The sequence below is a fragment of the Streptomyces sp. NPDC030991 genome (genome assembly GCF_055571235.1).
Window position 1 is genome coordinate 33,524 of sequence record NZ_JBVIFR010000007.1, and the last position, 20,382, is coordinate 53,905.

Below are 20,382 nucleotides of genomic sequence, written 5' to 3' on the forward strand. Positions count from 1 at the left end.
GACCGAGGTACTGAAACCCGCTGGACGGCGAACCTAATCCGTCCCCCCCTCTCCCCCCCCCCCCCCCCCCCCCCCCCAGGACTCGCGAACTACGGCCCCCTACGGCTGTTTTCCGTACGATCCGGGCATTTGCCAGCACTGGGCGGTGCTCGTTCGTCACGTTTTGGTGTACGTCCGCCGCGGGCGCGGGCGCTCTCGGGCCTTACGTGACGCAGTGGACATCCGTGACCGGGTGGACGGGCCTGCCGTGCACGTGGTTTTCGTGATTAGGCTGGGGCAGGACGTGTTGTGAGCACTCGTGTGCGGGTGCCGCGGGCGTCAGGGGGCCAGGGGGTCAGCCCGGCGGATCGAACAGGAACGGTCGCCCCCAGCACGGCACGAGGGTGCTCGACCACACCAGGAGGCATTGTGAACAGCGATCGGGACGATATCCGCGGGGGCTGGGATTCACCCGTCGATGATCAGTCCGACGCGGAGTCCAGTGTCGAGATGACGGGCGAGTTCACCATCGACTACGCCCCCCCGGCCTGGTACACGCAGAACGCGTCGGCGTCCGCGGCTCCCGAGCCGCCCGCGCCCCCGGCGCCCCCGGCGCCGCCGGTCCCCGTGCCGCCGCCCGCCGCCCCTGTCCCCTCGGTCCCGGCTCCGCCGCCGGCCGCCGCGCCACCGGTCTCCCCCGAGCCGGACTTCGGTTCCGGCAACGGCGACCTGGAGAGCGGCGCGACGATGAAGTTCTCCGCGGCCGCGCTGAAGCGGGAGTTCGCAGAGCTGGCCGCCCTCGGTGAGCAGAAGGACGCCGCCGCCGTGCAGGGCCCGGAGGTCACGGGCCCGACCGGCGCGGACGCCACCTCCGGCGCTGCCGCCGGTGCCACCTCCGACGTGGCTTCCGGCACCGGTGCCGACGAGACGCCCCGGTCCTGGGTGGACGCCCACGGCGCTCCCGGCCCCCACACCAGCCCCCACACCACCTTTGGCGCCGACACCGCCGAGTCCGCTGAACCCACCGCGTCCGCCGAACCCGCTGAGGCGCCGGCCGGCACGGACTTCGCTCTGGCCGCCGCCGACAGCGCGACGGGCACGACCGGCCCGACCGGCGCGACCGCACAGCAGGAGCCGGAAGCGGAGCCCGAGGGGGCCCCGATCGCTCCGGAGGCCGCCGCCGCGGGCACCGACGGGGACGACCACGCCGAACAGCCCACCGCCCCGGCGCCCGCGCCCGCCCCCGACGCCGCCGCTCCCACCCCCTTCCCGGCACCGGCACCAGCACCGGCTCCCGAAGCCACCCCCGCCGCCACCGGCGACGTGGCGCCCACACCGCACACCCCGAGCGCGCCGCAGGCTCCCGCCGAGGCATGGACTCCCCCGCCCGCGCCGGATGGTGGAGTGCCGCCGCTGCCCCCGGCGTTCCAGCCGGCCGCGCCGCCCGCCGCACCGCAGTGGACCGACCCCGCCGCGGCGCAGCAGCCGCCCGCCGCCCCGCCCGGCTGGCCCGCGCAGCCCGCCGCGGCAGCCCCCGCACCGGCGGCGCCGACCGTGCCCCAGCAGGCCCCGCAGACCCCCCAGGCCCCGCCGCAGAGCGGTTACGGATTCCCGCAGCCGCCCGCCCCGCCGCAGAGCGGTTACGGCTTCCCCCAGCCTCCGGCGCAGCCCCTGCCGCAGCCGCCGGTCCAGGGTCAGGGCCACCCCGCGCCCCACGCCCCCGCCCCGCAGCCCGGGTACGGCTTCCCGCAGCAGGCGCAGCCCCCGGCGCAGGGCCAGCCGCAGCCCCCACCGCAGGCGCAGCCGCAACCGCAGCCCCCGGCGCAGCAGCCGGGCGCCGGTTACGGCTTCCCCCCGCAGCAGGCGCAGCCCGGGGCCCAGGCCCAGCCGGGCCCGCAGCCCCCGTACGGCGCTCCCCAGCCGCCCGCCGCGGCGGACCCGCGCTCCGGTGCCGCCTGGCCGCAGCCCGTGCAGCACGACCAGCGCCAGCCCACGAACGTCGGCGGCGCCCCGCTCGGCTACACGGCGGCCGTGGAGCTCTCCGCCGACCGGCTGCTCAACAACAAGCGGCAGAAGGCGAAGAGCGCCCGCCCCGGCAGCGGCAACGCGCGCTTCAAGCTCGGCGGCAAGAAGGAGGAGGCCGAGCGGCAGCGGAAGCTGGAGCTGATCCGTACGCCGGTCCTGTCCTGCTACCGGATCGCCGTGATCAGCCTCAAGGGCGGCGTCGGCAAGACGACCACGACCACGGCGCTCGGCTCGACGCTCGCCACCGAGCGGCAGGACAAGATCCTCGCGATCGACGCCAACCCGGACGCGGGCACGCTCGGCCGCCGCGTGCGCCGCGAGACCGGCGCGACCATCCGTGACCTGGTGCAGTCGATCCCGCATCTGCACTCGTACATGGACATCCGGCGGTTCACCTCGCAGGCGCCGTCCGGCCTGGAGATCATCGCGAACGACGTGGACCCGGCGGTCTCGACGACGTTCAACGACGAGGACTACCGCAGCGCGATCGATGTGCTCGGCAAGCAGTACCCGATCATCCTGACCGACTCCGGTACCGGGCTGCTCTACTCCGCGATGCGCGGAGTCCTGGACCTGGCCCACCAGTTGATCATCATCTCGACCCCGTCGGTGGACGGTGCGAGCAGCGCCAGTACGACCCTGGACTGGCTCTCCGCGCACGGTTACGCCGATCTCGTCTCGCGCTCGATCACGGTCATCTCCGGGGTCCGCGAGACCGGCAAGATGATCAAGGTGGAGGACATCGTCAGCCACTTCGAGACGCGCTGCCGCGGGGTCGTCGTGGTCCCGTTCGACGAACATCTGGCGGCCGGCGCCGAGGTTGACCTCGACATGATGCGGCCGAAGGTGCGGGAGGCGTACTTCAACCTCTCCGCGATGGTCGCCGAGGACTTCTCCCGCGCCCAGCAGCAGCAGGGCCTGTGGACCTCGGACGGCAACCCGCCGCCCACGATGGCCCCGCCGATGCCCGGCGGCCAGCAGCCGTACCCCGGACAGCAGCCGTACCCGGGTCAGCAGCCCTACCCCGGGCAGCAGCAGCCGTCCGCGCCCTACCCGCCGCACGGGGCGCCGCAGCAGGGCCCGCCGCCGGCGCAGCCCCAGCAGCCGGGACCCCAGCCCGGCTGGCAGGTCCCGCCGCCCCCGCCGCAGGCGCAGCAGCAGCCCGTGCAGCAGCCACCGCAGCAGCCCGGCCCGCCCCCGGCCTGGCAGCAGCAGCCGCCACAGCAGCAGTAACCGTAGGAACAACTCCCCGAAAGGCCCGCACCCTTGGACGGTGCGGGCCTTTCGCGTGTACTGGACCGTACCGCCGCGTTATGGGCGCCACTCGCTGGCCTGCAAAGCGTCAGAGGTCTCCACCAATGTGCGTGAAATACACGTCAACTCGTTATTTCCGCAGGCCACATGGGGTTCACCTGCCGTTGACGTGCGTCAACTGCCGCTGATAAACCAACACTTCATTCCCCCCGAACATCCTGAACACTCAAGTCCAGCCATGCTGTGCGAGCGATGCGTGAGGTCCCCGACCGATGGATACAACGGCTCAGCAACACCAGCACCACAGAACGGCGCCTGCCGGGCGGCGCGGCGTGCGGCTCTACCTCGCGGCAGGTGCCGCCGCCCTCGCTCTGACGGCGGGCCTGGCCACGCCGCTCAACCCGGCCCCCCAGCAGGCCGAGGCCAAGACCGACGGCGGTAGGAAGACCCTCACGGTGGCGGTCGCGCAGAGCGTCGACTCGCTGAGCCCGTTCCTGGCGCAGCGTCTCCTCAGCACGAGCGTCCTGCGCCTGACGAACGAGTTCCTGACGAACTACGACCCGAAGGACAACCACGTCGTCCCGGGCTTCGCCACGAAGTGGGAATCATCGTCCGACAAGTTGACGTGGACGTACACCATTCGGTCGAACTCGAAGTGGTCCGACGGCCGGAAGGCGACCGCCAAGGACGCGGCCTTCACGTTCAACAAGATGATGACCGACGAGGGCGCGGCCACGGCCAACGGCTCGTTCGTCGGCAACTTCAAGAAGGTCACCGCGCCCAGCGACACCCAGCTCGTCGTCGAGCTGAAGAAGCCGCAGTCGACGATGACCGCTCTCGACGTCCCGATCGTGCCGGAGCACATCTGGAAGGACGTCAAGGACTACGCGAAGTTCAACAACGACGAGAAGTTCCCCGTCGTCGGCAACGGCCCGTTCGTCCTGACCGACTACAAGACCGACCAGTACGTGAAGTTGAAGGCCAACAAGGACTTCTGGCGCAAGACGAAGACACCGCAGTTCGACGAGATCGTCTTCAAGACGTACAAGGACCAGGACGCCGCCGTCGCCGCCCTGCGCAAGGGCGAGGTCTCCTTCGTCGCCGGCTCGCCCGCGCTGACGCCCGCTCAGGCGGCGTCCCTCAAGGGCGAGAAGAACATCAAGGTCAACGAGGGTCCGGGCCGCCGCTTCTACGCGATCGCCGTGAACCCGGGCTGGCGGACCAAGGACGGCAAGAAGTTCGGCGACGGCAACAAGGCGCTCCTCGACCAGAAGGTGCGCCAGGCGCTGTTCCGCGCGGTCGACACCAAGGCCATCGTCGACAAGGTCTTCCAGGGCCACGCCGTGCAGGGCGCGGGGTACATCCCGCCCCGTTTCTCGGACTACTACTGGCAGCCGTCGGACAGCCAGAAGCTGTCGTACGACGTGACGGCGGCGGGCAAGATGCTCGACGACGCGGGCTACCCGCTCAAGGGCGGCAAGCGCGTCGGCAAGGACGGCAAGCCGCTGAACCTGCGCATGCTGTGCCACGCGACCGACCCGAACGACAAGGCGGTCGGCAAGTACCTGAAGGAGTGGTGGGGCAAGATCGGCGTCGGCCTCGAACTCAACTGCGTCGACGACGTCTCGGTGCCCTGGTACGCGGGTGAGTACGACCTCGCCTTCGACGGCTGGTCGGTCAACCCGGACCCGGACTTCGTCCTCGGCATCCACACCTGCGCCGCCCTGCCCACCAAGGCGCGGGAGACGGCCGCGACCGACAACGGCATCTGCGACAAGACCTACGACGACCTGTACAACAAGCAGCTCGCCGAGTACGACCCGGCCAAGCGCGCCGGTTACGTCAAGCAGATGGAGTCGTGGCTGTACGACTCCGGGTACATGAATGTCATGGCCTACCCGAACGCGGTCGAGGCGTACCGCACGGACCAGATCAAGTCCATCCGGACCATGCCGACCGCGGCCGGGAACATCTACGGCCAGGACGGCTACTGGAGCTGGTGGTCGGCCGAGCCCGCCGCCGCGTCCAGCAGCGACTCGGACTCGTCCGGTTCCTCCACCGGCCTCGTGATCGGGATCGTCGTCGCCGCGCTCGTCGTCATCGGCGGCGGCGTCTTCTTCGCCAGGCGGCGAAGGACCACGACGGACGACCGCGAGTAACCACTGCGACGACCACGACCGGTCACCACCCGCACGAGTAACGAGAGTTCGCATGAACCATGACAGCTGACAGCACTCCGGCGCTCGTGCATCCCGCGGACGCGCCCGACGGCGACCCGGCCTTCCCGGCCGGGGCGTCGCCGGGCGCCCGCGGCCCACGGGCCCGCGACACCAAGGCGTACCTCCGGTACGCGGCGGCGAAGATCGGGGGCGCGATCGTCTCGCTCTTCGCCGTCCTCGTCACCAGCTTCTTCCTCTTCCGCCTCATCCCGAGCGACCCGGTCAAGCAGATGACGGGCGGCAAGCGGGTCTCCGAGCAGCAACTGGAGAACCTGCGCCACCAGTTCGGCCTCGACCAGCCGATGTGGAAGCAGTTCACGTCGTACATCGGAGACGCGCTCACCGGTGACTTCGGCACCTCGTACCAGTTCCACACCCCCGTCATCGACAAGATCGCCGACGCGCTCCCGGCGACGCTGCTGCTGACCGGCACGGCGTACGTCCTGTACTCGGCGCTCGGCATCTGGCTGGGGACGCGTACGGCCTGGCGCAACGGTTCGCGCAGCGACCGCTTCAACACGGCCTTCGCGCTGACCCTCTACTCGATCCCGTCGTTCTGGCTGGGTCTGCTGCTGATCATCGTCTTCTCGGTGGGCATCGGGCCGATCCCCGGCATGTTCCCGACCGGCGGCCTCGAATCGGGCGGCGAGAGCGGCTTCGCGTACGTCGTCGACGTCGCGCACCATCTGATCCTGCCCGTGATCACGCTCGTCGCGGTCGGCTACGCGCAGACGCTGCTGGTCATGCGCTCCTCGCTGCTCGACGAGATGGGCAGCGACTACCTGACGACCGCGCGGGCCAAGGGGCTGCGGGACGACGTGGTGCGCCGCAAGCACGCGGTGCCGAACGCGATGCTGCCCACGTTCACGCTGATGTTCGTGAACCTCGGGCACGTGGTCGCCGGACAGATCCTCGTCGAGACGGTCTTCTCCTGGCCGGGCCTCGGCGGACTGTTCTACTCGGCCCTTTCCGTGCCCGATCTCCCGCTGGTCCAGGGCCTGTTCTTCGTCTTCGCCACCGCGGTGATCCTGGCGAACACCCTCGCCGACATCCTCTATCCGCTGCTCGACCCGAGGGTGGGCCGATGACGACCGAGACCGCTCCCGTCCCCGAGACGGGCAATCCACGGGCGCTCGCACGGGCCCGCAAGCGCCGGTCCGTGGCCCGCTTCTGGCGCTCGTACCGCGCGCACCGCAGCGGCCTGTGGGGCCTTGGCCTGCTCATCCTGATCGCGCTCATCGCCATTCTCGCCCCGGCCCTGGCCGGCGCGGACGCGCAGAGCGTGACGGACGCGCCCGGCGGGCCGCTGGAGGGCCCGAGCGGCGCGTTCCCGCTCGGCACCGACCAGTTCGGCCGCAGCGTGCTCGCCCTCCTGGTGTACGGGGCGCGGGTCTCGCTCACCGTGGGCCTGCTCGCGGCGTTCCTGTGCGTGGCGATCGGCACGGTCATCGGGATCGTCGCGGGGCACTTCCGCGGCTGGTTCGCGACGGTCCTGATGCGGATCACGGACTGGTTCCTGGTGATGCCGACGCTGGTCCTCGCCATCGCGCTCGCGACCGTGATGGACCGCTCCATGTGGACGGTGATCATCGCGATCGGCGTGACGACCTGGCCGACGACGGCCCGCCTGGTGCGCGCCCAGACCCTGGCCGTGGAGTCCCGGCCCTACATCGAGCGCTCCCGCGCCCTGGGCGGCGGCCACGGCCACATCATGACCCGGCACGTGCTGCCGAACGTGATGCCGCTGGTCCTCGCCCAGACCACCATGATCATCTCGTCCGCGATCCTGACCGAGGCGACGCTCGCCTTCCTCGGCCTGTCGGACCCGACGATCACCTCCTGGGGCGGCATGCTCCAGGACGCGCGCGAGGCGGGCGCGGTCAGCGCGGGCGACTGGTGGTACCTGGCCCCGCCCGGCATCGCCATCGCCGTCGTGGCCCTCGCCTTCACCTTGTGCGGCCGCGCCATCGAGGCCGTCCTCAACCCGAAACTGGGGGCCCGGTCATGACACTGCTCCAGGTGAACGACCTGACGGTGACGTACGCCGGCGGGGCGCAGGCCGTGCGCGGGGTGAACCTCTCCGTCGAGGCGGGCAGCAAGCTCGGCATCGCGGGCGAGTCGGGTTGCGGCAAATCGACGCTCGCGCTGGCGCTGCTGCGGCTGCTGCCCGCCGGGACGAAGGTCAGCGGCGAGATCCTGCTCAACGGCGAGGACATCCTGACGATGAAGTGGGGCCGGGTCCGCGCGGTGCGCTGGGCCGGTGCCTCCATCGTCTTTCAGGGCGCGATGCACTCCCTCAACGCCGTGCACCGGGTCGGCGACCAGATCGCCGAGCCGATCCTGCTGCACAAGAAGGCGACGCAGGCCGGCGCGAGGAAGAAGGTCGCCGAGCTGCTCGAACACGTAGGACTTCCGGCGGCGCGCGCGGCGGCGTACCCGCACGAGCTCTCCGGCGGCCAGCGCCAGCGCGTGATGATCGCGATGGCGCTCGCCTGCGACCCCGAGCTGATCATCGCCGACGAGCCGACGACGGCCCTGGACGTGATGATCCAGGCCCAGATCCTGCGCCTGATCGAGCAGTTGGTGACGGAACAGGACCTCGGGCTCATCATGATCAGCCACGACCTGGCGGTCCTCTCCGACACCTGCGACCGGCTCGCGGTGATGTACGCGGGCCGCGTCGTCGAGGAGGGTCCCGCGGCGCAGGTCTACGAGAACGCGCTGCACCCGTACGGCAACGCCCTCTCGGCGGCGTTCCCGACCATCGGCGACCCGGCCTCCCGGTTCGCGCCGCGCGGCCTGCCCGGTGATCCGCCGGACCCCTCGGCGCTGCCCACGGGCTGCACGTTCCACCCGCGCTGTCCGGTGGCCCTGGATGTCTGCGCGGTCGAGGACCAGCCGCTGCGGGACGCGGGCGGCGGGCGCCGGGCGGCCTGTGTACACGTATCGGACGAGGCGGGGACGCTCGACGCAGAGGCAAGGAGCACCACCGCATGACGCGCACTCAGAGTCTGCTCTCCGCGGACCGGTTGAAGGTGACGTTCCCGGGGCGGCGCGGCGCGCCCGAGGCGCGGGCCGTGGACGGTGTCGACCTGGACATCGCGCCGGGCGAGATCGTGGCCCTGGTCGGCGAGTCCGGCTGCGGCAAGACGAGCCTGGCGCGCACGCTGCTGGGCCTGGAGCGGCCGGCGGCGGGGCGGGTCACCTTCGCCGGTGAGCCGCTGGACTACGGATCCCGCGCGCTGAAGGCGTACCGCAAGCGGGTGCAGCTGGTGCTCCAGGACCCGAGCGGTTCGCTCAACCCGCGGCACACCGTGTACGACGCGGTGGCGGAGGGCCTGCGCATCCACGGGTACGCGGGCGACGAGCGCGAGGCGGTCGGGCACGCCCTGTCGCGGGCGGGGTTGCGGCCCCCCGAGCGGTTCTTCCTGTGCTACCCGCACGAGCTGTCCGGTGGGCAGCGCCAGCGTGTCGTCATCGCGGGCGCGCTGGTCCTGGAGCCGGAACTCATCGTGGCGGACGAGCCGGTGGCGTCGCTGGACGCGTCGGTACGCGGCGAGATCCTGGCGCTGCTGCTCAGGCTCCGCGACGAGCTGGGGCTCTCGGCGCTGGTCGTCACGCACGACCTGGGTCTGGCCTGGAACATCGCGGACCGGGTGGCGGTGATGTACCTGGGCCGGATCGTCGAGACGGGGGCGGTCGAGGAGGTGTTGACGGCGCCCCGGCACCCGTACACGCAGGCCCTGTTGTCGGTCCTGCCGGAGGCGCCGGGCGAGCCCGTGGTGCTCACCGGCGAGCCGCCGGATCCGTCGCGGATCCCCGGGGGCTGCCGGTTCCACGCGCGGTGTCAGGTCCTCGCGAGCGGGGAGGCGGAGCGGGCCGGTGTCGCCGAGTCGTGCCGCACCGTGGATCTGCCGCTCCTCGGCGGCGGGGGCGAGGCGCAGGTGGCCTGCCACTGGGCTCGGGCACGCGTGACCGAGGGTACGCCGTAGCTCCTGCCCGGCCGGTGCCGGCGGGAAAGTCCTGCCGGACCGTTCCCCGCGCCCCCGACGGGCGCGGGGAACGGCGGCCGGGTCACGCCTTGTGGAACGCCGCCGCCTGGCCGACCTCGTAACCGCCCGCGGGCTGCTGCACGATGACGTTCAGACGGTTGAAGGCGTTGATGCTGGCGATCAGGCACACCAGCGCGCCGAGCTGGTCCTCGTCGTAGTGCTTGGCGGCGTCGGCCCAGGCCTCGTCCGTGACGCCGCCGGCGCCGTCGGCCAGGCGGGTGCCCTGTTCCGTCATTTCGAGGGCGGCGCGCTCGGCCTCGGTGAACACCGTGGCCTCACGCCAGGCCGCGATCAGGTGGAGCCGCAGCGAGGTCTCCCCCGCGGCCGCGGCCTCCTTGGTGTGCATGTCGAGACAGCCCGAGCAGCCGTTGATCTGGCTGGCGCGGATCTTCACCAGTTCCTGCGTGGCGGCCGGCAGGGCCGAGTCGATGAGCGGCATGTTGGCCCCGACGAGGCGCTTCACGAACCCCATCGCGGACTTGCTGGCGAACATGTTCAGACGAGCTTCCATGACGGGCTCCCTGTGCCGTGGTGTGTGCTTCCACCAACGAGACGGGGCGGGCGGGCCGCTTGTGACATGCCCGCGTGTGAGCTGCGCCACGCGGCCGCGAGGCTCAGGCGCTGTACGCCTCGACGAGCTCCCGGGAGCACTTCACGTCATGGGCGATGGCCTCGATGAGCTGGTCGAGCGAGTCGAACTTCGCCATGCCGCGCACGAACGCCAGGAAGTCGACTGCCACGTGCAGGCCGTACAGGTCGAGCCCCACCCGGTCGATGGCGTACGCCTCGACGGTGCGCTCGACACCGTCGAACTGGGGGTTGGTGCCCACGGAGATCGCCGCCGGCATCGCCTCCCCGTTCACGTGCAGCCACCCGGCGTAGACGCCGTCCGCGGGGATCGCCGTGTGCGGCAGCGTCTCCACGTTCGCGGTGGGGAAGCCGAGCTCGCGGCCGCGCTGCGCGCCGCGGACGACCACGCCCTCCACGCGGTGCGGCCTGCCGAGGATCTCCCGGGCGCCCTCCATGTCGCCCTCGGCGACCAGCCGGCGCGTCAGCGTCGAGGAGAACGGCTGCCCGCCGCCCGCGGTGCCGCTCACGAACAGGTCCACGACCTCCACCTCGAAGTCGTAGGTCCCGCCCTGCTCGGCGAGGAAGCCGACATCGCCCGCGGCCTTGTGTCCGAAGCGGAAGTTGGGGCCCTCGACGACGACCCGCGCGTGCAACTTGTCGACGAGCACCTTCGCCACGAACTCGGCGGGCGGCAGCTTCGAGAACTCGGTGGTGAAGGGGAGGATCAGCACGGCGTCGACGCCCAGCTCGGCCATCAGCTCGGCGCGCCGGTGGTGCGGCGCGAGCAGCGGCGGGTGCGAGCCGGGGCGCACGACCTCGCTCGGGTGCGGGTCGAACGTGACGACGACCACCGGAAGGCCCAGCTCGCGCGCCCGCTCGACGGCCCGCCCGATGATCAGCTGGTGTCCGCGGTGCACCCCGTCGTAGGAGCCGATGGTGACGACGCTGCGCCCCCAGTCCTGGGGGATGTCCTCCAAGCCACGCCAGCGCTGCACGGTGATTGCTCCTCGCAAACCTGTGTACGACGAATCCGTCTCTGCGGTCTCCGCGCTCTCGGTCGGCCCGGCGGCCCCGCCGGCTCAGCCAGTCCTCGACGGGCCTCGCCGATTCCTGCGCCTCCTACCGATTACGCAGGTCTAAGAGTGCCATGCCGACCGCCCGCGTCTCTCATCGGGCGGGGGCACAGGCTCCGCGGGCGGGGACCCGCACCCCGGCCAGGTTCTCGATGGTGCGCCGGGCGCCCGGCCCGACCAGCGCCGCCCACTCCTGGGCGCCGGCCGCGAGCCAGTGGGCCAGCGGCGCGGCGAACCCCGGCACGTCGCGCGCGAGTTCGACCAGGGTCCGGTCGAAGCGGACGGCGCCCTGCGGGGTGCGGGCGAGCAACTCGCCCGTGCGGTGCACCAGCTCCCGCGTCCGGGGCTGCCCGAGCCGTACCGCGGCCCGCGCGGCGGCCCTCAGCGCGGCGTCCAGGACCGCCGGTTCGCGCTCCTGCCCGAGCAGCACGTCGAGCAGCTCGGTCCGCGACCCGCGCGAGGCGGCGGTGCCGGGCGCGGTGAGGACCGGGGCGAGCGCGGCGCGGACCGGGGCGGGGCCGGTCCGCAGCAGCCCCGAGACGAGGGGGACCAGCTCGGCGCGGGCCGCGGACCCGTGCTCCAGGCGCCGGTCGACGAAGGCCGCCAGATGCCCGGCGGTGGTCTCCGGCGCGGCTCGCGCCAGCTCCTCCATGAGCACGGCCGCGCGCCGCGCCAGGTCGGGCGGGGCGAGGTCGGCCAGGGTGAGCGGCAGCTCCGCCGCGCCGGGCCCCGGTGCCGTGAGCCGGGTCCGGAACGCCTCGAAGACCGGTTCCGGGTCCGTGGTGAGCGCTGCGGCCAGCGCGGCGGCGGGCAGCCGCGGGTCCCCGGAGGTGAAGTGCCCGACGGCCCGCGCCAGGTAGGCGGAGCGCGACCGCGGGTCCCGTACGAGCAGGGCGAGCGCGGCGCCGTGCAGCGCCCGGTCGTCGGGGCGGGCCAGCAGGGTGAGCGCGGCGCGGCGCAGTGGGGTCCTGTCTACCTCGGCCGTCACGCGGGCGGCCACCCGCAGACCGTGCGCCGCGGCTGCCGCGCGCCGGGCAGGCCGCTCGTCCACGGCCCAGCGGGCGACGGCTCGGCACAGCGCGGACGGCTCCTCGTCGGCCACGGCGGTGAGCAGCTCCTCGGCGCGTGGATGAGCGCGGTCGACGAGCGCCTCGACGAGGTCGTCGACGGCCCGGCGCCGGTGGGTGTGGAGCAGCGCCTGCGCGGCGTCCGCCACAGTGGCGTCGGGCAGCGCGGGCAGGGGCCGCTCGTCGTCGAACCAGCGGGTGAGCCGTCGCTGCGCCCGTACCGGCTCGGCGGCGAGGGCGTCGGCGACGGCGTCCAGGTACCGGCCGCCCGGCTGCCGCGCGTCGTGCACGACGAGTCGCCGCAGCAGCTCGAACCGGAGGTCGTCGTCCACGGGCAGGGCGGTCCAGAACCAGGGCCCGAAGGCGCCGCGGTCGGCGAGCCCTTCGAGTACGGGGCGGTAGGCGCGGGCGTCACGGACACGCGGCAGCACCTCCGCGACGAGGTGCCGGGCCCACCAGCCCGCTTCGCCGCCCTCCTCCGTCGCCCCGGGCGGTCCGCACCATTCGCTCAACTCGCTGAGCCGCAGGGCGAGTTCGGCCGGGCCCTGCTGTCGCTCGACCAGGAGCAGCGCCCGCACGACGGGCCCGGCCCGGTGGCGCGGCACCGGCACCGTCCCGCCGCCGCGGCGCCGCAGGACGAGCGCGTCCAGCGCCGCGTCCACATCCAGGTGCATGCCCTGGATCCAGTCGGCGACCTCCTCGTGCGCGAACCGGTAGCCGCTCCCCGCGGGCACCAGTACGCCCTCCGCGAGCACGGCCGACGCCCAGCCGCTCACCCCGCCCCGGGTGCCCCACGGGAACAGCTCCTCGAACGTCTTCCGGTCCAGTTCGCCCTCGCCAGGTCCCAGACTGCGGCGGGCCGCCTCGTGCAGCTGCCCGCAGACCCGCGCCGCGAGCCGCCGCACCGCCCTGCCCCGGGCACCGCTCGCCGCGGCGAGCCGCACCGCCACGCGCAGGCACAGCAGATCGAGATGGGCCGCGAAGATCTCGTCCCGGCCGGGCCGTCCTGCCGTCCTTTCGGACAGCGCCGCCCGTACCTCGCCGAGCAGCCGTAATGCGAGTGGGTGCCCCGCGTCCGCCGGGGCGAGCGCGTCCTCGGGGACCTCGAACCGCTCGCGCGCCCGCCGTGCCTGGTCCGCGGTCAGCGCCCCGATCCGTACGCAGGCGGGCAGCCGTCCGGCCCGCCCGTGCAGCACGGCGCCGGTGAAGAGCGTCCCGGCCTGCTCCCAGTACTCCCCGCGGCATGCCACGACGAGCCGTACACCGCAGGCCGCCAGCCACCGCTCGGTCTCCCGCGACCACGCGGCGAGCCGGTGCGCGAGCACGTGCGGCATCTCCTCGGGCCCGTCGAGCAGCAGCATGAGCGGCCGCCCTGCCTCGCGGGCGATCCCGGCGACGCGCTCAGGCGAGATGTCGCCGAGATCGCCGGGCCCGACGGACCGGGAGGCCGCGACGATCCGCCCCGCCCGCTCCAGGGCGCGTCCCACGGCGCCGGCCACCGAGGGGTCGTCGCCCCGCAGGTCGGCGCCGCGCAGCCACAGGGTCGGCGCGGCGCCCTCGCCCCCGGCCCGCAGCGCGGCGAGGGCGGCCAGCTCCGTCGTACGGCCGCTGCCCGGGGCCCCGACGAGCGCGAGCACGGACGCCCCGCCCGTCTCGAACGCCGCCAACTCATCCACCACGTCCGGCCGTTCGACCGGCTCGACACTCGCGCGGCCGGGGCCGTCGCTGCCCACCGAGACGGCGGTCAGGTGCAGTACCCCGGCGAGGTTCAGCTCGGAGCCGTACGCGGGGACGGTGGCGTCGTTGCGCGCCAGCAGCGCGGCCAGCCGGGGCTCGACCGCGGCCGCAGCCCGCAACGGCACCGCGAATCCGGCTCCCTGGTGCCCGGCCCGCAGCGCGGTCCCCAGGGTCGCGACGACGGCGCCCGTCCGGGCGTCGAGGACGGGTCCGCCTGCGGCCCCGCCACCCGGTCGCAGCGCGTCGGCGCCGGCCGTCCCGACCGCCAGCTCCATGGCGCGCTCCAGCCGATGGGAGCCGCCGGTGGCGGTGTACACCGCGTCGACGTGCCCGAGCACCCGGGCCTCGCGCCAGCCACCGGCAGCGATCCGCAGATACGACCCGGCCGCTGTGGCCGGGTCGGCCGCGACGGGCAGCGCCGCCGCGTCGAGCCCTTGCGTGCGCACCGTCGCGAGGTCCACCCCGGGCAGTTCGACGACCGACTCCGGTCCCACCACACAGGTCGCACCGCCCGGCGCGCGCACCTCCAGGCCCTCGGCCCCGTCCACCACCTCGTGGCTGGTGAGGACGGTGCCGCGGTCGTCCGCGACGAACCCCGTCCCGCGTGGACGCCCGGCCAGATCGCAGATCCGTACCAGAGGCGGATCCACCATGCCGCGCCCCTCCCCACCGCTCCCCGTTACGCCCCGTATGTCCGACGGTAGGCGCGCGGTGATCGGCTGGACAGGCTCCCGGGCGAACGCGCCCCCTTCCACTCCCCCGTATCCCTCCGAGCGCCCGCCCGAAGGGGTGAACCGATCGGGCATGTCGGAGAGACCCTTGTCGGGGGGAACAAGGGGGAACGTGGAGCGGCGGCCACCCAGGAACCGGACAACCGCCGCTCCACCGAAGAACCCGGTGGCTCAGGCGAACACGGCGAGGCTCTTGGCCTTGCCCTTCGACTCCTCCACCAGCGCCAGGAACTGACCGGCGGGGTCGTACACACCGATCGGGCCCCGGCCGGCGTACTCGCCGGGCATGTCGAGTCGTACGCCGTTCAGCAGCAGCTTCCCGCGGCGCTCGTCGACGTCCCACCGGGGGAACGCGGCAGCGGCGGCCTCGGCCACCGGCAGCACGGACAGCTCCTCCTGGTGCTGGTCGAGCGTGCGCGCCGTATCCAGCTTGTACGGGCCCACGCGCGTGCGGCGCAGCGCGGTCAGATGCCCGCCGACGCCGAGATCCGCGCCCAGGTCACGGGCGAGCGCCCGGATGTAGGTGCCGGAGGAGCACACCACGGAGACGACGAGGTCGAGCACGGGCGTGCCGTCCTCGGCGACCGCGTCCCGGACGTCGTACACGGCGAAGGACGAGACGGTGACCGGCCGCGCCGGGATCTCGAACTCCTCGCCGTCCCGGGCCCGCTTGTAGCTGCGTACGCCCTTGATCTTGATGGCGCTGACCTTGGACGGCACCTGCATGATGGCGCCGGTCAGCTTGGCGATGCCCGCGTCGACGGCCTCGCGGCGCACCCCGGACGCGTCGGTGGACGAGGTGATCTCGCCCTCCGCGTCGTCGGTCAGGGTGTTCTGCCCCAGGCGGATGGTGCCCAGGTACTCCTTCTCGGTCAGCGCGAGATGGCCCAGGAGCTTGGTGGCCCGCTCGACGCCGAGCACGAGCACGCCCGTCGCCATCGGGTCGAGGGTGCCCGCGTGGCCGACGCGGCGGGTCTTCGCGATCCCGCGCATCTTGGCCACGACGTCGTGCGAAGTGAAGCCCGACGGCTTGTCGACAATGACAAGCCCGTCGGGCGGTGGGGTGCGGTCCGACATGCTCAGGCGTCGCCGTCCGTCTTGTCGTCGGCACCGTCGGCACCGGCGGCGTCGTCGGCATCGTCGTCGGCGTCGTCGTCGTCCTCCGGCTTGCGGTACGGGTCCGCCCCGCCGGCGAACGTGGCGCCCGCGGACGTCTCACGCACCTTCTCGTCGGACTGCCGCGCCTTGTCGAGGAGGTCCTCGATCGTCTTGGCGTTGTCCGGCAGGGCGTCCGCGACGAAGGTCAGGCTCGGCGTGAACTTCACGCCCGCCGCCGCACCGACCGCGGACCGCAGGACGCCCTTGGCGCTCTCCAGCCCGGCGGCCGCCTCGGCCCGCTCCTCGTCGTCCCCGTACACCGTGTAGAAGACGGTCGCCTCCCGCAGGTCACCCGTGACCCGGGTGTCCGTGATGGTGACGTGGGTGCCGAGCCGCGGGTCCTTGATGCCGCGCTGCAGCTTCTTGGCCACCACCTCTCGGATGAGGTCCGCCAGCCTCTTGGCGCGCGCGTTGTCGGCCATCGGTCCGTCTCCTTAGTAACTGTCTCGCTTTGTGTTGCTTCAGTCTTCGTCGCTGTGGAGCCTGCGTCGAACCGAGAGCAGTTCCACCTCGGGCCGCCCGGCGACCAGACGCTCGCAGCGGTCCAGTACGTCGGTGAGGTGTCCCGTGTCCCCGGAGACCACCGCGAGCCCGATCTCGGCCCTGCGGTGGAGGTCCTGGCTGCCCGTCTCCGCCGCGCTCACCGCGTACTTGCGCATGAGTTCGGCCACGATCGGGCGGACCAGGGAGCGTTTCTCCTTCAGCGAGTGGACGTCGCCGAGGAGCAGATCGAAGGACAGAGTCCCTACATACATGTATGTATCCGGATGTCCCGCCGGTTCGGGGTCGTATGGGCGCACTTCCGGTACGCCGATACAGGAACCGTACACGCAACGGCCGGGGCCGATCGACGGAAATAAGCTCCGCCGACCGGCCCCGAACCTGCTGCCGCGTGGATCCGTGTGGATCAGGCGCGCGGCTTCTCGCGCATCTCGTACGTCGCGATGACGTCGTCGACCTTGATGTCGTTGAAGTTGCCGAGGTTGATACCGCCCTCGAACCCTTCGCGGATCTCGGTGACATCGTCCTTGAAGCGACGCAGACCGGAGATGTTGAGGCTCTCCGCGATGACCTTGCCATCACGCAGCAAGCGCGCCTTGGTGTTGCGCTTGACCTCGCCGGACCGGACGAGCACACCGGCGATGTTGCCCAGCTTGGACGACTTGAAGACCTCGCGGATCTCCGCCGTGCCGAGCTCGACCTCTTCGTACTCCGGCTTGAGCATGCCCTTGAGGGCCGCCTCGATCTCCTCGATGGCCTGGTAGATCACCGAGTAGTACCGGACGTCGACGCCCTCGCGCTCCGCCATCTGCTGCGCACGGCCGGCTGCCCGGACGTTGAAGCCGATGACGATGGCGTCGGAGCCGGTCGCCAGGTTGATGTCGGACTCGGTGACCGCACCCACACCGCGGTGCAGGACGCGGATGTCGACCTCTTCGCCGACGTCGAGCTGGAGCAGCGAGGACTCGAGAGCCTCCACCGAACCGGACGCGTCGCCCTTGATGATGAGGTTGAGCTCCTGCACCAGACCGGCCTTGAGGGCCTCGTCCAGGTTCTCCAGGGAGAACCGGACGCCGCGGCGCGCAAAGTTGGCGTTGCGCTCGCGAGCGGCACGCTTCTCGGCGATCTGACGGGCCGTACGGTCCTCGTCCACCACCAGGAAGTTGTCGCCGGCACCCGGGACGTTGGTGAGACCGAGCACGAGGACGGGGGTCGAGGGACCCGCTTCCTCCACGTTGTTCCCGTTGTCGTCGAGCATCGCCCGGACTCGGCCGTACGCGTCGCCGACCACCATCGTGTCGCCGATGCGCAGCGTGCCGCGCTGGACCAGGACGGTCGAGACCGCACCGCGACCACGGTCGAGGTGGGACTCGATCGCAATACCCTGCGCGTCCTGCTCCGGGTTGGCCCGCAGGTCGAGCGAGGCGTCCGCGGTCAGGACCACGGCCTCCAGGAGGGCCTCGATGTTGAGGCCCTGCTTGGCGGAGATGTCGACGAACATGGTGTCGCCGCCGTACTCCTCGGCCACGAGGCCGTACTCGGTCAGCTGACCGCGCACCTTGGTCGGGTCGGCACCCTCGACGTCGATCTTGTTGACCGCGACGACGATCGGGACCTCGGCGGCCTTGGCGTGGTTGAGCGCCTCGACCGTCTGCGGCATGACACCGTCGTTGGCCGCGACCACGAGGATCGCGATGTCGGTCGACTTCGCACCACGGGCACGCATGGCGGTGAAGGCCTCGTGACCGGGGGTGTCGATGAAGGTGATCTTGCGCTCTTCTTCGTTCACCTCGGTCGTGACCTGGTACGCACCGATGTGCTGCGTGATGCCGCCGGCCTCACCCGCGATGACGTTCGTCTTGCGGATGGTGTCGAGCAGGCGGGTCTTACCGTGGTCGACGTGACCCATGACGGTCACGACCGGCGGACGCGCGACGAGGAACTCCTCGCCACCTTCGTCCTCGCCGAACTCGATGTCGAAGGACTCGAGCAGCTCGCGGTCCTCCTCCTCCGGGCTGACGATCTCCAGGACGTAGTTCATCTCGTCCGCGAGGAGCCGCAGCGTCTCGTCGGAGACGGACTGCGTGGCAGTGACCATCTCGCCGAGGTTCATCATCACGGCGACGAGCGACGCCGGGTTGGCGTTGATCTTCTCCGCGAAGTCGGTGAGCGAGGCACCGCGCGACAGGCGGACGGACTGTCCGTTGCCGCGAGGCAGCATGACGCCGCCGACCGACGGGGCCTGCATGGCCTCGTACTCCTGGCGCCTCTGCCGCTTCGACTTGCGACCACGACGGGCGGGCCCGCCGGGACGGCCGAACGCACCCTGCGTGCCACCACGGGCACCGGGACCACCGGGACGACCGCCACCGGGACGACCGGCGAAACCGCCGCCACCACCGGGGCGACCGGCGAAACCGCCACCGCCGCCGCCACCGGGACGACCGGCGAAACCGCCGCCACCGCCACCGGGACCGCCCGGACGACCGGCGAAGCCGGGACGACCGCCGCCGCCACCGCCACCGGGACGACCGCCGCCGCCGGGACCACGGCCACCGCCGGGGCCACCACCGGGACGCGGGCCCGCGGCGGGACGCTGCGGCATCATGCCCGGGTTCGGACGGTTACCACCGGGGGCACCGCCGGGACGCGGACCGGCCGCGCCGCCCTGCGGGCGAGGCATGCCGCCCGGGGTCGGACGGGCGCCGCCCTGACCCTGCGGACGGGGACCACCCTGGCCGCCACCCTGCGGGCGGGGGCCGCCCGGGGCACCCTGGCCGCCGGGACGCGGGGCGCCACCCGGACGGGGCGCCTGCGGGCGCGCCATGCCGGTGGAGCCACCAGAGGTGAAGGGGTTGTTACCCGGACGCGGACCCGCGGGACGGGCACCGCCGGGACGGGGAGCACCCTGGCCGCCCTGGCGCGGAGCGCCCTGACGGTCGCCGCGGTCACCGCGGTTGTCGCGCTCGCCGCGGTTGTCACGGCCCTGGCCACCCTGACCGGGGGCCGGACGGCCGGCGGGCTTGGGGGCGCCGGGACGGGCACCCGGACGCGCACTGCCGGCAGCCGGGGCCGACGAGGCGGCCGGGGCGGCAGGAGCCTCGGGGGGCGCCGTGAACTCGGGCGCGGTCGGCGCCGGCGAGGCGGGCTTGGGAGCCGGCCTCGGGGCGGGACGCGGACCCGGCGTCGCGGCCGGGGCGGCGGGCGCCTCGGCAGCGGGCGCCTCGGCGGCGGCCGGCTTGGGGGCCGGCGGACGCGGCGCGGCAGGCTTGGCGGCCTGCGCGGGGGAAGGGGTGGGACGCGGCGCCGCGGGCTTCGCGGGCGCGGCCTTCTTGGCGGCAGGCTTGCCGCCGTTGCCCTGCTGGAGGGCGTCAGTCAATTTGCGTACTACCGGCGCCTCGATCGTCGAGGACGCAGAACGTACGAATTCACCGAGTTCTTGGAGCTTGGCCATGACGACCTTGCTCTCCACTCCGAACTCCTTGGCGAGTTCGTATACCCGGACCTTAGCCACTTCGCTCCTTTTAGGTCCGGGTTACGCCGGACCGTCGCTACTTCATGGGCGTACTCATCGCGTGCTCATCGAGTGCTCATCGCAATCTCGACCTACTTCCAACTCGCGGGGTACCAGGGCCGCACAGGGGTTCCGTGCGGCGCTTCTTACGGTGTCGCCTGCTCGACCCGGTGGCGCAGCGCCTCCGTGTCGAACGGTCCAGGGGCACGATAAGCCCGCTGGAACGCCCGGCGGCGGACCGCCAGGTCGAGACAGACCAGGGCGGGGTGCACGTAGGCACCCCGGCCGGGCAGCGTACCGCGATCATCGGGGACACATCGCCCCTCGATCACCACGATCCGCAACAGATCGCTCTTGGCCGCTCGCTCCCGGCATCCCACACAGGTTCGCTCAGGGCATGCGCGGTCATGCGTCCGGCCAGACACGCTTAAGTCTACCTCCCCGTACCGACCTCACCCCTTGCGGGGCATAAATCGAACGGCTGTTTCTTGTCACATACTGT

14 protein-coding genes are annotated in these 20,382 nt (G+C 72.5%); 6 read left to right on the forward strand and 8 right to left on the reverse strand.

Features of this window, described 5'->3' with window-relative positions; genetic code table 11:
* The first annotated feature begins 408 nt into the window (after window positions 1-408).
* The 6 genes from ACZ45E_RS15165 to ACZ45E_RS15190 all read left to right on the forward strand — a co-directional run bounded on the left by ACZ45E_RS15165 (window position 409) and on the right by ACZ45E_RS15190 (window position 9,469).
* On the forward strand, window positions 409-3,237 hold the full coding sequence (locus ACZ45E_RS15165; RefSeq protein ID WP_468220852.1) for an SCO5717 family growth-regulating ATPase: 2,829 nt from the start codon (window positions 409-411) through the stop codon (window positions 3,235-3,237).
* Between the two features lie 293 nt (window positions 3,238-3,530).
* Window positions 3,531-5,417, forward strand: coding sequence for an ABC transporter substrate-binding protein (locus ACZ45E_RS15170; RefSeq protein WP_468220854.1), 1,887 nt, complete (start codon window positions 3,531-3,533; stop codon window positions 5,415-5,417).
* Between the two features lie 59 nt (window positions 5,418-5,476).
* On the forward strand, window positions 5,477-6,565 hold the full coding sequence (locus ACZ45E_RS15175; protein ID WP_468220855.1) for an ABC transporter permease: 1,089 nt from the start codon (window positions 5,477-5,479) through the stop codon (window positions 6,563-6,565).
* Window positions 6,562-7,485, forward strand: coding sequence for an ABC transporter permease (locus ACZ45E_RS15180; RefSeq protein WP_468220858.1), 924 nt, complete (start codon window positions 6,562-6,564; stop codon window positions 7,483-7,485). The genes ACZ45E_RS15175 and ACZ45E_RS15180 overlap by 4 nt, the downstream gene beginning before the upstream one ends.
* The gene (locus tag ACZ45E_RS15185) at window positions 7,482-8,474 is read left to right on the forward strand and encodes an ABC transporter ATP-binding protein (RefSeq protein WP_468220860.1); all 993 of its coding nucleotides are present in this window, start codon (window positions 7,482-7,484) and stop codon (window positions 8,472-8,474) included. Before ACZ45E_RS15180 ends, ACZ45E_RS15185 begins: the two co-directional genes overlap by 4 nt.
* Window positions 8,471-9,469, forward strand: a complete 999-nt coding sequence (locus ACZ45E_RS15190; RefSeq protein ID WP_468220863.1) for an oligopeptide/dipeptide ABC transporter ATP-binding protein — start codon at window positions 8,471-8,473, stop codon at window positions 9,467-9,469. Before ACZ45E_RS15185 ends, ACZ45E_RS15190 begins: the two co-directional genes overlap by 4 nt.
* Before the next feature lie 82 nt (window positions 9,470-9,551).
* Here ACZ45E_RS15190 and ACZ45E_RS15195 read toward each other — a convergent pair whose 3' ends face one another.
* The 8 genes from ACZ45E_RS15195 to ACZ45E_RS15230 form a co-directional block, all read right to left on the reverse strand.
* Window positions 9,552-10,040 (reverse strand): carboxymuconolactone decarboxylase family protein, encoded by a 489-nt coding sequence (locus ACZ45E_RS15195; RefSeq protein ID WP_468220865.1) that lies wholly within the window; start codon window positions 10,038-10,040, stop codon window positions 9,552-9,554.
* Between the two features lie 103 nt (window positions 10,041-10,143).
* Window positions 10,144-11,094, reverse strand: coding sequence for a bifunctional riboflavin kinase/FAD synthetase (locus ACZ45E_RS15200; RefSeq protein ID WP_468220868.1), 951 nt, complete (start codon window positions 11,092-11,094; stop codon window positions 10,144-10,146).
* 172 nt (window positions 11,095-11,266) lie between these two features.
* The gene (locus ACZ45E_RS15205; RefSeq protein WP_468220871.1) at window positions 11,267-14,629 is read right to left on the reverse strand and encodes a trypsin-like peptidase domain-containing protein; all 3,363 of its coding nucleotides are present in this window, start codon (window positions 14,627-14,629) and stop codon (window positions 11,267-11,269) included.
* Window positions 14,630-14,878: 249 nt separating this feature from the next.
* Window positions 14,879-15,784: a tRNA pseudouridine(55) synthase TruB gene (gene truB / locus ACZ45E_RS15210; RefSeq protein ID WP_468220872.1), complete on the reverse strand. Its 906-nt coding sequence runs from the start codon at window positions 15,782-15,784 to the stop codon at window positions 14,879-14,881.
* 2 nt (window positions 15,785-15,786) lie between these two features.
* Window positions 15,787-16,287, reverse strand: a complete 501-nt coding sequence (gene rbfA / locus ACZ45E_RS15215; protein WP_468220874.1) for a 30S ribosome-binding factor RbfA — start codon at window positions 16,285-16,287, stop codon at window positions 15,787-15,789.
* A 39-nt stretch (window positions 16,288-16,326) separates the two neighbouring features.
* Window positions 16,327-16,620 (reverse strand): DUF503 domain-containing protein, encoded by a 294-nt coding sequence (locus tag ACZ45E_RS15220; protein ID WP_404154420.1) that lies wholly within the window; start codon window positions 16,618-16,620, stop codon window positions 16,327-16,329.
* A gap of 152 nt (window positions 16,621-16,772) precedes the next feature.
* Window positions 16,773-19,880, reverse strand: coding sequence for a translation initiation factor IF-2 (gene infB / locus ACZ45E_RS15225; protein WP_468220877.1), 3,108 nt, complete (start codon window positions 19,878-19,880; stop codon window positions 16,773-16,775).
* Between the two features lie 146 nt (window positions 19,881-20,026).
* Complete coding sequence (locus ACZ45E_RS15230; RefSeq protein WP_468220879.1) at window positions 20,027-20,305, reverse strand: YlxR family protein; 279 nt, start codon at window positions 20,303-20,305, stop codon at window positions 20,027-20,029.
* Between the last annotated feature and the right edge of the window lie 77 nt (window positions 20,306-20,382).

Excerpts from the sequence above, each read along its gene's own strand:
- rbfA (WP_468220874.1), bottom strand. The coding sequence starts at position 16,287 with ATGGCCGACAACGCGCGCGCCAAGAGGCTGGCGGACCTCATCCGAGAG.
- ACZ45E_RS15195 (WP_468220865.1), bottom strand. The coding sequence starts at position 10,040 with ATGGAAGCTCGTCTGAACATGTTCGCCAGCAAGTCCGCGATGGGGTTC.
- ACZ45E_RS15220 (WP_404154420.1), bottom strand. The coding sequence starts at position 16,620 with ATGTATGTAGGGACTCTGTCCTTCGATCTGCTCCTCGGCGACGTCCAC.
- ACZ45E_RS15170 (WP_468220854.1), top strand. The coding sequence starts at position 3,531 with ATGGATACAACGGCTCAGCAACACCAGCACCACAGAACGGCGCCTGCC.
- ACZ45E_RS15205 (WP_468220871.1), bottom strand. The coding sequence starts at position 14,629 with ATGGTGGATCCGCCTCTGGTACGGATCTGCGATCTGGCCGGGCGTCCA.
- ACZ45E_RS15180 (WP_468220858.1), top strand. The coding sequence starts at position 6,562 with ATGACGACCGAGACCGCTCCCGTCCCCGAGACGGGCAATCCACGGGCG.
- ACZ45E_RS15190 (WP_468220863.1), top strand. The coding sequence starts at position 8,471 with ATGACGCGCACTCAGAGTCTGCTCTCCGCGGACCGGTTGAAGGTGACG.
- truB (WP_468220872.1), bottom strand. The coding sequence starts at position 15,784 with ATGTCGGACCGCACCCCACCGCCCGACGGGCTTGTCATTGTCGACAAG.
- ACZ45E_RS15175 (WP_468220855.1), top strand. The coding sequence starts at position 5,477 with ATGACAGCTGACAGCACTCCGGCGCTCGTGCATCCCGCGGACGCGCCC.
- ACZ45E_RS15185 (WP_468220860.1), top strand. The coding sequence starts at position 7,482 with ATGACACTGCTCCAGGTGAACGACCTGACGGTGACGTACGCCGGCGGG.